Annotated in this window: 10 protein-coding genes; 9 read left to right on the top strand and 1 reads right to left on the bottom strand. The window is 71.5% G+C overall.

The window, feature by feature from the left end; translation table 11 throughout:
- The first annotated feature begins 168 nt into the window (after window positions 1–168).
- The 8 genes from ACK8N7_RS09315 (at window position 169) to ACK8N7_RS09280 (ending at window position 10,581) form a co-directional block, all read left to right on the top strand.
- Entirely contained in the window at window positions 169–2,025 is a 1,857-nt protein-coding gene (locus tag ACK8N7_RS09315) for an acetolactate synthase large subunit (protein WP_015611571.1), read from the top strand.
- Between the two features lie 23 nt (window positions 2,026–2,048).
- Window positions 2,049–2,576: an acetolactate synthase small subunit gene (ilvN, locus tag ACK8N7_RS09310; RefSeq protein WP_003966072.1), complete on the top strand. Its 528-nt coding sequence runs from the start codon at window positions 2,049–2,051 to the stop codon at window positions 2,574–2,576.
- Between the two features lie 110 nt (window positions 2,577–2,686).
- Entirely contained in the window at window positions 2,687–3,688 is a 1,002-nt protein-coding gene (ilvC, locus tag ACK8N7_RS09305) for a ketol-acid reductoisomerase (protein ID WP_398810547.1), read from the top strand.
- A 312-nt stretch (window positions 3,689–4,000) separates the two neighbouring features.
- Window positions 4,001–5,593 carry a phosphoglycerate dehydrogenase gene (gene serA, locus ACK8N7_RS09300; protein WP_015611573.1) on the top strand — a complete coding sequence of 531 codons (1,593 nt, stop codon included), beginning with the start codon at window positions 4,001–4,003 and terminating at the stop codon, window positions 5,591–5,593.
- A 195-nt stretch (window positions 5,594–5,788) separates the two neighbouring features.
- A complete protein-coding gene (locus ACK8N7_RS09295; RefSeq protein ID WP_500441856.1) occupies window positions 5,789–8,380 on the top strand; it encodes a Tox-REase-5 domain-containing protein in 2,592 nt (863 codons plus the stop codon).
- Window positions 8,381–8,439: 59 nt separating this feature from the next.
- Window positions 8,440–9,138, top strand: a complete 699-nt coding sequence (locus ACK8N7_RS09290; RefSeq protein WP_500441854.1) for a hypothetical protein — start codon at window positions 8,440–8,442, stop codon at window positions 9,136–9,138.
- Window positions 9,139–9,175: 37 nt separating this feature from the next.
- Window positions 9,176–9,721 carry a hypothetical protein gene (locus tag ACK8N7_RS09285; RefSeq protein WP_403214960.1) on the top strand — a complete coding sequence of 182 codons (546 nt, stop codon included), beginning with the start codon at window positions 9,176–9,178 and terminating at the stop codon, window positions 9,719–9,721.
- Between the two features lie 77 nt (window positions 9,722–9,798).
- A complete protein-coding gene (locus ACK8N7_RS09280; RefSeq protein ID WP_403214962.1) occupies window positions 9,799–10,581 on the top strand; it encodes an isoprenyl transferase in 783 nt (260 codons plus the stop codon).
- 14 nt (window positions 10,582–10,595) lie between these two features.
- On the opposite strand, the gene ACK8N7_RS09275 is transcribed toward ACK8N7_RS09280, so the two are convergent.
- A complete protein-coding gene (locus ACK8N7_RS09275) occupies window positions 10,596–11,747 on the bottom strand; it encodes a PucR family transcriptional regulator (protein WP_403214964.1) in 1,152 nt (383 codons plus the stop codon).
- Window positions 11,748–11,959: 212 nt separating this feature from the next.
- Here ACK8N7_RS09275 and ACK8N7_RS09270 point away from each other — a divergent pair, with 212 nt between their 5' ends.
- Window positions 11,960–12,886 (top strand): proline dehydrogenase family protein, encoded by a 927-nt coding sequence (locus ACK8N7_RS09270; RefSeq protein ID WP_403214966.1) that lies wholly within the window; start codon window positions 11,960–11,962, stop codon window positions 12,884–12,886.
- The last annotated feature ends 38 nt before the right edge of the window (window positions 12,887–12,924 follow it).

Below are 12,924 nucleotides of genomic sequence, written 5' to 3'. Positions count from 1 at the left end.
CGTACTTGGAAAGCGCGTCGGCTGAAGCAGAGTCACTCCACGACACTCTGCGGACCGCACCCGGCGCGCTCCCCTCGCTTGCCTCACGGCACGAGGGGTTTTTTGTTGCACTGACACCTCTCAAATCGCTGCAAAACACCCGCTAAAACCCTCAGCTTCGAGAAGAGAATGCCGATGACCGAGCAGGCCACCGGGGCCCACCACCCGCAGCCGCGCGCCCGTAACGGCGGACAGCCGTCCGTCACCGTTGAGCACGTCACGGGCGCGCAGTCCCTCATCCGTTCTCTCGAGGAAGTCGGCGCCGACACGGTATTCGGCATTCCCGGCGGCGCGATCCTCCCCGCCTACGACCCGATGATGGACTCCACCCGGGTCCGCCACGTCCTGGTCCGCCACGAGCAGGGCGCCGGCCACGCCGCCACCGGGTACGCGCAGGCCACCGGCAAGGTCGGCGTCTGCATGGCCACCTCCGGCCCCGGCGCCACCAACCTGGTCACCCCGATCGCCGACGCGCACATGGACTCCGTGCCGCTCGTCGCGATCACCGGCCAGGTCGCCTCCAAGGCCATCGGCACCGACGCCTTCCAGGAAGCCGACATCTGCGGCATCACGATGCCGATCACGAAGCACAACTTCCTGGTCACCAAGGCCGAGGACATCCCGCACACCATCGCCGAGGCCTTCCACATCGCCTCCACCGGCCGCCCCGGCCCCGTCCTCGTCGACATCGCCAAGGACGCCCTCCAGGCGAAGACCACCTTCAGCTGGCCGCCCACCCAGGACCTGCCCGGCTACCGGCCCGTCACCAAGCCGCACGCCAAGCAGATCCGCGAAGCGGCCAAGCTCATCACCCAGGCCAAGCGCCCCGTCCTGTACGTCGGCGGCGGCGTCATCAAGGCCGGCGCCACCGCCGAGCTCAAGGTCCTCGCGGAGCTGACCGGAGCCCCCGTCACCACCACCCTGATGGCGCTGGGCTCCTTCCCCGACAGCCACCCGCTGCACGTGGGAATGCCGGGCATGCACGGTGCGGTCACCGCCGTCACCGCGCTGCAGAAGGCCGACCTGATCGTCGCCCTCGGAGCCCGCTTCGACGACCGCGTCACCGGCAAGCTGGACAGCTTCGCCCCGTACGCCAAGATCGTCCACGCCGACATCGACCCGGCCGAGATCGGCAAGAACCGCACCGCGGACGTCCCGATCGTGGGCGACGCCCGCGAGGTCCTGGCCGACCTGGTCCAGGCAGTCCAGGCCGAGCACACCGAGGGCAACACCGGCGACTACACCGCCTGGTGGAAGGACCTCAACCGCTGGCGCGACACCTATCCTCTGGGCTACGACCTGCCCGAGGACGGCAGCCTCTCCCCGCAGCAGGTCATCCAGCGCATCGGCAAGCTCGCGCCCGAGGGCACGATCTTCGCGGCGGGCGTCGGCCAGCACCAGATGTGGGCCTCCCACTTCATCGACTACGAGCAGCCCGCCACCTGGCTCAACAGCGGCGGCGCCGGAACGATGGGGTACGCGGTCCCGGCCGCCATGGGCGCCAAGGCGGGCATGCCCGACCGCACGGTCTGGGCCATCGACGGCGACGGCTGCTTCCAGATGACCAACCAGGAACTGACCACCTGCGCGCTCAACAACATCCCGATCAAGGTCGCCATCATCAACAACGGCGCCCTCGGGATGGTCCGCCAGTGGCAGACCCTCTTCTACAACCAGCGCTACTCCAACACCGTTCTGCACTCCGGCACGGACACGGACGGCGCCCCGGCCAAGGGCACCCGCGTCCCGGACTTCGTCAAGCTGTCCGAGGCCATGGGCTGCTACGCCATCCGCTGCGAGGACCCGGCCGACCTGGACAAGGTCATCGAAGAGGCCAACTCCATCAACGACCGCCCCGTCGTGATCGACTTCATCGTCCACGAGGACGCCATGGTCTGGCCGATGGTCGCCGCCGGCACCTCCAACGACGAGGTCCAGGCCGCCCGCGGCGTCCGCCCCGACTTCGGCGACAACGAAGACGACTGAGAGACAGAGAGAGAACGACTCCCATGTCCGAAAAGCACACGCTCTCCGTCCTGGTCGAGAACAAGCCCGGTGTCCTCGCCCGGATCACCGCCCTGTTCTCCCGGCGCGGCTTCAACATCGACTCGCTCGCGGTCGGTACCACCGAACACCCCGACATCTCCCGCATCACCATCGTCGTGAATGTCGAGGGCCTGCCCCTGGAGCAGGTGACCAAGCAGCTCAACAAGCTGGTCAACGTCCTGAAGATCGTCGAACTCGAGCCCGCCGCCGCGATCCAGCGGGAGCTCGTCCTGGTGAAGGTCCGCGCCGACAGCGAGACCCGCTCCCAGATCGTCGAGATCGTCCAGCTGTTCCGGGCCAAGACCGTCGACGTCTCCCCGGAGGCCGTCACGATCGAGGCGACCGGAGGGGCCGACAAGCTGGAGGCGATGCTCAAGATGCTGGAGCAGTACGGCATCAAGGAGCTCGTCCAGTCCGGCACCATCGCCATAGGGCGCGGCGCGCGCTCGATCACCGACCGGTCGCTGCGCGCCCTCGACCGCTCCGCCTGACCGGCGGCGGGACGCGCGCCCGCGCCGCTCGCATGGCGAGACCCGATCACGTACACGACGCCCCCGCCGTACGGTGGGACGTAACACCTGCACACCAAGGAGAAGACCCAGTGGCCGAGCTGTTCTACGACGACGATGCCGACCTGTCCATCATCCAGGGCCGCAAGGTCGCGGTTCTCGGATACGGCAGCCAGGGCCACGCCCACGCGCTGTCGCTCCGTGACTCCGGCGTCGACGTCCGCGTCGGTCTGCACGAGGGCTCGAAGTCCAAGGCCAAGGCCGAGGAGCAGGGCCTGCGCGTGGTGACCCCGTCCGAGGCCGCCGCCGAGGCCGACGTCATCATGATCCTCGTCCCGGACCCGATCCAGGCCCAGGTCTACGAGGAGTCCGTCAAGGACAACCTCAAGGACGGCGACGCGCTGTTCTTCGGCCACGGCCTGAACATCCGCTTCGGCTTCATCAAGCCGCCGGCAGGCGTCGACGTCTGCATGGTCGCCCCGAAGGGCCCCGGCCACCTGGTCCGCCGCCAGTACGAGGAGGGCCGCGGCGTTCCCTGCATCGTGGCCGTCGAGCAGGACGCCACGGGCAAGGGCCTGGAGCTCGCCCTGTCGTACGCCAAGGGCATCGGCGGCACCCGCGCCGGCGTCATCAAGACCACCTTCACCGAGGAGACCGAGACCGACCTCTTCGGTGAGCAGGCCGTCCTCTGCGGTGGCACCGCCGCCCTGGTCAAGGCCGGTTTCGAGACGCTGACCGAGGCGGGCTACCAGCCCGAGATCGCGTACTTCGAGTGCCTGCACGAGCTGAAGCTCATCGTCGACCTCATGTACGAGGGCGGCCTGGAGAAGATGCGCTGGTCCATCTCGGAGACCGCCGAGTGGGGCGACTACGTCACCGGCCCGCGGATCATCACCGAGGCCACCAAGGCCGAGATGAAGAAGGTCCTCACCGAGATCCAGGACGGCACCTTCGCCAACGCCTGGATGGCCGAGTACCACAACGGTCTGCCCAAGTACAACGAGTACAAGAAGGCCGACAGCGACCACCTGCTGGAGACCACAGGACGTGAGCTCCGCAAGCTCATGAGCTGGGTGAACGACGAAGAGGCCTAGGCCTCGGGGGAGCGGGGCGGGTCCAGGAGGGCCCGCCCCGCTCCGTATCGCCCGCCTCGCACCCCCGTGTCACTGCGGAATCCGGGTGCGAGCCGGTCGCGGAAGCGGTGGTTCCGTACGGGTGTACACCACGTCCACCCTCGTGCGGGTGATCCTTCCACCGGGGCGCAGTGGACGGCCCTCCGCACCACTACACTTCTCAACACATACACGCGTCAGGGCCCACAGTGTCGTGCGTCTACCACGCGGCTAGCCCCTCCACCGCCTGCGGCCGTCGGGACGGCCGTCCGCACTGGACTTGTGAGGACTCACGTGAGCTCGAAACCTGTCGTACTCATCGCTGAAGAGCTGTCGCCCGCAACGGTCGACGCCCTGGGTCCGGATTTCGAGATCCGGCACTGCAACGGCGCGGACCGCGCCGAACTCCTCCCCGCGATCGCCGACGTCGACGCCATCCTGGTGCGTTCCGCCACGAAGGTCGACGCCGAGGCCATCGCCGCCGCGAAGAAGCTCCGCGTGGTGGCCCGCGCGGGCGTCGGTCTGGACAACGTCGACGTCTCCTCGGCCACCAAGGCCGGCGTGATGGTCGTCAACGCCCCGACCTCCAACATCGTGACCGCCGCCGAGCTCGCCTGCGGTCTGCTGGTCGCCACCGCGCGCAACATCCCGCAGGCCAACTCCGCTCTGAAGAACGGCGAGTGGAAGCGCTCCAAGTACACCGGGGTCGAGCTCAGCGAGAAGGTCCTCGGCGTCGTCGGCCTCGGCCGCATCGGTGTCCTGGTCGCGCAGCGCATGTCGGCCTTCGGCATGAAGATCGTCGCGTACGACCCCTACGTCCAGCCCGCCCGCGCCGCGCAGATGGGCGTCAAGCTCCTCAGCCTGGACGAGCTCCTGGAGGTCGCCGACTTCATCACCGTGCACCTGCCCAAGACCCCCGAGACCCTCGGTCTCATCGGGGACGAGGCGCTGCACAAGGTGAAGCCCTCGGTCCGCATCGTCAACGCCGCGCGTGGCGGGATCGTCGACGAGGAGGCGCTGTACTCCGCCCTCAAGGAGGGCCGCGTCGCCGGCGCCGGCCTGGACGTGTACGCGAAGGAGCCCTGCACGGACTCCCCGCTCTTCCAGTTCGACCAGGTCGTCTGCACCCCGCACCTCGGCGCCTCCACCGACGAGGCGCAGGAGAAGGCGGGCATCGCGGTCGCCAAGTCCGTCCGCCTCGCGCTCGCCGGTGAGCTGGTCCCGGACGCGGTCAACGTCCAGGGTGGCGTCATCGCCGAGGACGTTCGCCCCGGCCTGCCGCTCGCCGAGAAGCTGGGCCGGATCTTCACCGCGCTCGCGGGCGAGGTCGCGGCCCGGCTCGACGTCGAGGTGTACGGCGAGATCACCCAGCACGACGTCAAGGTGCTGGAGCTGTCGGCGCTCAAGGGCGTCTTCGAGGACGTCGTCGACGAGACCGTCTCCTACGTCAACGCGCCGCTCTTCGCCCAGGAGCGTGGTGTCGAGGTCCGCCTCACCACCAGCTCCGAGTCGCCCGACCACCGCAACGTGGTCACCGTGCGCGGCACGCTCTCCAGCGGCGAGGAGGTCGCGGTCTCCGGCACGCTGGCGGGCCCCAAGCACCTCCAGAAGATCGTGGCCATCGGCGAGCACGACGTGGACCTGGCCCTCGCCGACCACATGGTCGTCCTGCGCTACCAGGACCGTCCCGGTGTGGTCGGCGCGGTCGGCAAGATCCTCGGTGAGGCAGGTCTGAACATCGCGGGCATGCAGGTCTCGCGGGCGGCGGAGGGCGGCGAGGCCCTGGTCGTCCTCACCGTCGACGAGACCGTCCCGCAGACGGTGCTGACCGAGATCGGCGACGAGATCGGCGCCTCCTCGGCCCGTTCGGTGAACCTCACCGACTGACGCGGATCCATAGACGCACGACCCCGGCTGCCGGGCGCCCCTTCATCGGGGGCGCCCGGCAGCTGTTTGCGTTCGGGGACCAATCCACCCCTATGGGCCCCGGTTTGGGCCCTGGGGCCCACGACGTGCGAGGTGCCCCGACCCTAGGGTGACCCGTTGTCATGTCACTCATGGGCACCGGGGGTCGGATCACGTATGTCTGCTGTCGGTGGCATACCCGTAGCGGGAGGCCCGGCTCCGGCCGCAGCCCCGCGGCGTGACCTCCCGGGCCCGCTCGCCGTGGTGCGGGTGCTGCTCCTCGTCCTGGCCGGGGCGACGGCCCTCGGCGCGATCGGCCTCTCCGGCTCCGCGATCGCCGCCGACGCCATGGGCGCGCAGGTGCTCGGCATCCTGCTGTACGCCTCCGCCCCCGGGGTGCTCTGTGCGCTGCTGGCCTGGCACCTGCGGACGGGCGGCAAGCTCGTCCGGTGGGGGATCGTCGCCGCCCAGGTCTGGCTGATCGTCGGGGGTCTCGGCAACCTGGCGGACGGCTCACCGGACGGGTTCACGCAGCTGGTGCTGCCCGCCGTGATCCTGGTGCTGCTGAGCCGGCCGCAGAGCCGGGCGTGGTTCCTGCTGCCGCCCCGGGAGCGCGGGGAGCCGCCGAAGTTCTCGCTCCCGCACATGATCACCTGGCGCCGGGACCGGGGTCAGTCCGCCCTGGAGTACCTGGGCCTGGTCCTGATCGTCGTCGCCCTGATCGGGGCCCTGACCGTGGGCGGCCTCGGCGGCCGGATCACGGAGGGGCTCCAGTCGGCGATCTGCTCGCTGACCGGCAGCTCGTGCCCGGTCTCGGGCGGCAGCGGCTCGGTGGAGGCCGGGGACACGTCGGGCGGGACGGGGACGGACGGCGGTGCTGCGGACGGCGGTTCGGCGCAGGGGGCCGATGGGGGAGCGGACGGGGGCGCCGACGGCGGTACGTCCGGAGGCAGTTCCGGAGACAGCTCCGGTGGTACGGACGCGGGTTCCACCGTCACGGGCGGTACGGGAGCCTCCGGCGGCGACGCGACGGGCGGAACCGGCAGCACAGGCTCCACAGGCGGAACAGGCGGAACAGGCGGAACCGGCGGAACCGGCAGCACAGGCACCACGGGTGGCACCGGCGGCGACACGACCGGAGGCGCGGCCTCCGGCTCCACTGGCTCCTCCGGCTCCACGGGTTCCACCGGCTCCACCTCCGGCTCCCCGGCAGGCGGCGGCACCGGAGGCCCCGACGACGACGGCCGCCCCGGCACCGGCGAGGACACCTTCCCCGAGGGCAACGAGGAGCCCGAGGCCGCCCACGACCTCCCCGTCTCCGCCGAAGGGGACGACGAGGCCGGCGGGGGAGAGGAAGCCGGCGAGCAGGAGGACTGCGGCGGCTGGGGCTTCTTCGGCTGCGCCTGGGACCGTACGACCCAGGTCTTCAAGGGCCTGGTGGTCGACGGCATCTGGGGCGACATCTCCGGGATCATCGACCTGTTCAAGCCCGAGACCTGGGCCGGACTCGCCGACTACGGCCGTCAGCTCGGCGACCAGTGGACGAAGGACTCCCAGGGCGCGGGCGACAAGTGGAGCGACGGCGACTACCTGGGCGCCGTCTGGGACTGGGGCAAGGCCTCCGTCAACACCGTGGTCACCGTCGGGGACGACGTCTTCGTCGGGGACGACGTCCGCGAGCGCTGGAACAACGGGGAGAAGACCCGGGCCGTCACCGATGTGATCTGGAACGTCGGCTCGCTCTTCATCCCCGGCTACAACGTCGCCAAGGTGGTCGGCAAGGCCGGGAAGCTGGGCAAGGTCGGCAAGGTGGCCTCCGAGCTCGCGGACGCGGCAAGCGACGCGGGTGCGGCGGCGCGCCGGGCCCGCAAGGCGGCGGAGGCGGGCGACCTCGACGGCGTACGCAAGGCGGCGAAGGAAGCGGACGAGGCGGCGGACAGCGCCGAGGACGCGGCGCGCCGCACCGGCTGCGCCATCGCTTCGGGGCCGCCCCTGGTGCGGTACGGGGGAGGGGACACCGGTGGAGTCCCCGGCTCCGGTACGGGGGTGCTGGCGGCCGGTTCGCCGGGCCGGGTGGTCCTCGCGAACGCCGGGTGCGACGAGGCGGCCAAGAAGGCGGCGGCAGAGGCGCGGGCAGCGGAACGGGCCGCGCACCTGGAGCAGAAGCGCCTGGAGGAGCCGGAGCGGGCGCGCAAGGCCGAGCTGGAGAAGAAGCAGCACCCCGAGCCGCAGCGCAACGACACCTCCGACCCGCGCAACTACAACCCGCCGTCCTGGGCGGACGACCTCACGAGCCGCACGCTCGGTGACGCGGACGCGGGCGACGGCTACTGGGCGAGCCGGGACCGCAACCCCGCGCCCAACTGGAAGAACGAGTCCTGGCTCCGCTACCAGGAGCAGATCACCGGGACGAACAGGGGCCAGGAGTACGTCGTACCGCATCCGAGCGAGGGCAAGCCGGCCGTGGAGTACGACGGCTGGGACTCCTCCCGGCAGACGTACCTGGAGGCCAAGAACGGCTACGACAGCTACCTCTCCCAGTCCGACCCGGGCACGCTCACCCCGTCCGGCAAGGCCAAGTTCCTGGCGGAGGCCCGTGCCCAGGTGGAGGCGGCCCGCGGCAAGCCCGTGGAGTGGCACTTCTCGAACCCGGAGGTGGCGAAGGCGGCCCGCCAGGCGTTCCGGGAGGCGAGGCTGCCGGTCAAGGTGGTCCCGACGCCGGTGAAACCGGGCGACAGCACGAGGAAGCCCGGGGCCTTCGACGAGTAGCCGAGTAGCCTGCACGCGTGGGCGGCCCGGAGCGGTCCGGCGACGGAGGAGAGATCAGCATGCGACGTGTGGTGCGGGGCTTCTGGGGCCCGAGGCCGGAGCCGGCCGAGGCGCTGGCCGACCGGTGGCGGCGGACCCTGGACGGGCTCACCGGGCTGGTCCCGGAGGCGGCGGACGCCTGGAGCCAGGTACACGCCGACGGACCCGCGACGGCCGTCACGGCCGACGGGGACGCCCTGCTCGGCGCGGTGCGCGCCGCCCAGAGCGCGGCCGACTGGTCGGACCTGACGGGTACCGGGCTGCGGCTGGTCGGCACGGGCACGCCCGGCTGGGAGGCGGAGGTCAGCGGAGTGGCGGGCGGTGCGCCGGAGTTCCTGCTCCAGTCGATCGCGGTGGTGCTCCACGCACCGGACGACGCACCCGTCCCCGAGGAGGACATCCTCGCGCTCCTCGCCCGGGTGTGGGAGCCGGACTTCGGCGATGTGAGTGACGACGACGTGCTGGACGCGCTGGAGGACGAGGCCGGGTTCTCGGTCGAGGACCCGGCCGTGGGCCGGACCGGCTACCTCTCCCCGGCCCGCGCCGCCCTCGTACCGGACGGACTGGAGGCGGTCGGCCAGGAACTCCCCGGTGGCGGCCTGCTGTTGAGCATCGCGGCCCCCGGCGACACCGTGGCGGTGGTGCGCGTGTGCGAGCGCCTGCGCGAGGCGGGGGCCCTGGCACCGCTGCCCCGCCCGATGGACCGGGCAGTCCTGTGACCCCCGCAGCCGTCCGCGCCGTCGCCGGAGCCGTGCTGTGAGCTCGCGGGCGGGGGAGCCCTTCGTGCTGCCCCGGGCGGTGGCCGAGGCCGAGCAGCTCCTCGCCACCCCCGTACCGCCCACCGGCCCCACCGCCGCGCAGGGCGCCCCCGTGACGGGAGAGTGGACCGCCACCGAGGGCGCGGGCTTCCGCATCGTGCCGCTCTGGGAGGGCGACCCGCTGACCGGCGTGTACGCCCCCGAGTGGAACGACGCCGAAGAGGCCGCCGATGCCCATCTGGCCGCCCTCGCGCAGGAGTTGGACCGCCGCTGGGGCCCGCACACCACCGTCCGCCTGCACGTTCCGCTACGCCGGTGGCTGAGCGACGGCTCCCCCGTCGAGCCCCTGTTCCGGGCGCTGTTCGCCGTGGACCTGTACGGGGACCTGACCGTCTGGGGGCCGGTCGGTGCGGCCGGCCCGGGCGGCTCCGGCGACCGCTGGTTCGCCGTGACGGTCGGCCACAGCGACGGCGACGCGCCGCTCGTGCTGGCCGCCCTGGTCAGCGAGAGACCGCTCACGGAACCGGACGACGTGGGGTGGTGAACCACGATCCCGCCGGGCGTGGCCGGGGCCGCTGGTAGGGTCCTGCGGCATCGCCCGGCATGTGATGGAGAAGGTCCATGAAGCTGCTCCCCCTGTTCCTCCGGCGGCCCATCGAAGCGGTGTACGAGCGCAGGCTGGCCAGCACCCTGGTGGGTCTGCCACGCCCCCAGCACGTCGGGATCATGGTCGACGGCAACCGGCGCTGGGCCCGGAAGGCCGGGCACACGGACGTCCGGGAGGGCTACCGGGCGGGCGGCGCCAAGGTGACCACGTTCCTGGGCTGGTGCACGGCCGCCGGGATCGAGCACGTGACCCTCTTCATGCTCTCCGACGACAACCTGGGACGCCCCGCCGAAGAACTCGGCCCGCTGATCGAGGTCATCGAGGAGACCGTCCGGGACATCACCGCCGAGGGCCGGGACTGGGAGGTCCAGGTGATCGGCTCGCTCGACCTGCTGCCCGGCACCAGCGCCCAGGTGCTCAAGGAGGCCACCGCCGCGACGACCGGGCGCGGCGGGCTCAAGGTGGACGTGGCGGTCGGCTACGGAGGCCGGCGCGAGATCGTCGACGCGGTGAAACGGGCCTTCGAGGAGCACATGGCGGCGGGCGGCGACCCCGCCGAACTGGTCGCACGGTTCGAGATCGACGACATCTCCCGCCACCTCTACTCACCCGCGGCCGACCACACAGACTTCATCATCCGCACCTCCGGCGAGCAGCGGCTGTCCGGCTTCCTGCTCTGGCAGTCCGCCTACGCCGAGATGCACTGGGTGGACTGCTACTGGCCGGCCTTCCGGCACGTGGACTTCCTGCGCGCCCTGCGCTCGTACGCGAACCGGGAACGCCGCTTCGGCAAGTGACGGGCCCGCGGAGCCTAAAGCCGCGCCCCCTTCAGCGCCATGTGCAGCAGCAGCCGGTCCTCGCCGTCGCCCAGGTCGAGGCCGGTGATCTGCTCGATCCGGGAGAGCCGGTAGTAGAGCGTCTGGCGGTGGATGCCCAGCTCGCCCGCCGTCCGGCTCGCCTGGCCCGCGCAGTCCAGGAACACCTCCGCCGTGTGCGCCAGCTCCTTGTGCAGCGGGGTCAGCAGCGAGGCGACCGCCGGGTCGGCGGGGTCCGAGCCGGTGCCGGGGAGGGCGGTGAGCAGGCGGTACGGGCCGATCGCCGACCACCGGGCGACCGGGCCGAGGCGGGTCTCGGCGCGGGCCGCGCGGGCGGACGCCACCGCCTCCCGCCAGGAGACCGGCAGGGCGTCCAGGCCCCGGCGGGGCACCGCGATCCCCCCGGTGGCCCCCGGGCCCGCCGACGTACGCAGCCGGTCCGCCGCACTCGTCGCGGGGTCCATCCGGTCCGCCGAGCGCAGCCGGATCAGTGCGGCCAGCGACACGGGCCCGGCGGCCCCCGGCGCGGAGACCGTGGCCAGGGCGGCCGCCGAGGCCACGCCCCGTACCGACGGGGTGTCGTCGGCTCCCCACGGCGTCACGCACACCACCGCGTGCAGCCCCTCCGCGTCCTGGCCCAGCGCCTCCCGCAGCGCCGCGACCGCCGTGTCGTGCTGCCGCCCGGGGCCGGCCGCGAGCACCGCGCCGAACTCCCGCGAGAGGCCGGCGCCCGCCCGTGCCTCGTCGGCGAGCAGCGCCCCGATCCGGGCGGCGACCTCCATCGCGGCGGTCAGCTGCTCGTCGGTGGGCCCGGGGTCGGTGTCGAGCAGCCAGACGTAACCGAGGACGACACCCCGATGGCGTACGGGAAGGCAGACGCGGTCCCGGAAGACCCCGGCCTCCGGGGCGGCGGGGATGCGGACGGGGCCGGTGGCCCGGGTGATGCCGAAACCCTCGAACCAGGCGCGGACGGCGGGGGTGGAGCGGCGGGTCAGGATCGAGCGGGTGCGGACCGGGTCCATGGCGGTGTCGTCGTCGCTGTCGTGGGCCCCGAAGGCGACCAGTCCGAAGTCGCGGTTCTCCAGGGTGGCGGGGGCGCCGAGGAGGGCGGAGATCTCGTCGACCAGTTCCTGGTAATCGCCTGTCACTCCGCCATTCTCGCACCCCTCCCGGAACCTCTTCATACAGATGTCTGAGATGGCGGCCACGGATGCGTGACAGGTGTCGATGGCACAGGATCGGAGCGGTGTCTAGATTTCACGGTGGTTATCCGTGCCGTACCGGTGTGTTCATGTCCGTACACATGCGTTCATGTATCCGCCGACGCGGCCCCTCGTCCGTACATTCGTGGAGGTGCCCCGTGCTGGGTCCCGTGATTCTCGCCGCATCGCGCAGCGACAAGATGCGCCGGTTCGTCTCGGCCGCGCCCGGCACCAAGCAGGTCGTCGACCGCTTCATCGCCGGGGAGAGCGTCGACCAGGTCGTCCCGATCGTCGAGGACGCCGCGGACAAGGGCCTGGAGGTCACGCTCGACGTCGTCGGCGAGGACATCACCACCCCCGCGCAGGCCGAGGCCGCCCGCGACGCGTACCTGGAGCTCGTCGAGCGCCTGAAGGTCCTGGACCTCGGCCCCCGCGCCGAGATGTCCGTGAAGCTGTCCATGTTCGGCCAGGCGCTGGAGAACGGCCACGAGCTGGCCCTCGCCAACGTGCGCCCGGTCGTCGAGGCGGCGGCCGCCATCGGCACCACCGTCACCCTGGACGCCGAGGACCACACCACCCTCGACTCGATGTTCGCCATCCACGAGGAGCTGCGGAAGGACTTCCCGCAGACCGGCTGCGTCATCCAGTCCTACCTGTTCCGCACCGAGGACGACGCCCGCCGCCTGGCCGCCGCCGGCAGCCGCGTCCGCATCGTGAAGGGCGCCTACAAGGAGCCCGCCTCCGTCGCGTACCAGGACAAGGCCGAGATCGACAAGGCGTACGTCCGCATCACCAGGATCCTGATGGAGGGCGAGGGCTACCCGATGATCGGGTCCCACGACCCCCGTCTCATCGCCATCGCCCAGGAGCTCGGCCGCCAGGCCGGGCGCAAACTGGATGAGTACGAGTTCCAGATGCTGTACGGCATCCGCAGCGACGAGCACATCCGGCTCGCGGCCGAGGGCCACCGGATGCGCGTCTACACGGCGTACGGCACCGACTGGTACGGGTACTTCATGCGCCGCCTCGCGGAGAAGCCGGCCAACCTGCTGTTCTTCGGCCGCTCGATCCTCACCAAGGGCTGAGACGGCCACCGGGCCGACCCACATCCCCGCCGACACCA

Source organism: Streptomyces griseobrunneus (genome assembly GCF_046713465.1).
Taxonomy (GTDB): Bacteria; Actinomycetota; Actinomycetes; order Streptomycetales; family Streptomycetaceae; genus Streptomyces; species Streptomyces microflavus.
This window is presented reverse-complemented; position numbering and strand designations above follow the sequence as displayed.

Bases quoted from the DNA above. Each gene is read 5' to 3' on its own strand.
- ACK8N7_RS09315 (WP_015611571.1), top strand. From the start codon at position 169: ATGCCGATGACCGAGCAGGCCACCGGGGCCCACCACCCGCAGCCGCGC.
- ilvN (WP_003966072.1), top strand. From the start codon at position 2,049: ATGTCCGAAAAGCACACGCTCTCCGTCCTGGTCGAGAACAAGCCCGGT.
- ACK8N7_RS09295 (WP_500441856.1), top strand. From the start codon at position 5,789: ATGTCTGCTGTCGGTGGCATACCCGTAGCGGGAGGCCCGGCTCCGGCC.
- ACK8N7_RS09290 (WP_500441854.1), top strand. From the start codon at position 8,440: ATGCGACGTGTGGTGCGGGGCTTCTGGGGCCCGAGGCCGGAGCCGGCC.
- ACK8N7_RS09280 (WP_403214962.1), top strand. From the start codon at position 9,799: ATGAAGCTGCTCCCCCTGTTCCTCCGGCGGCCCATCGAAGCGGTGTAC.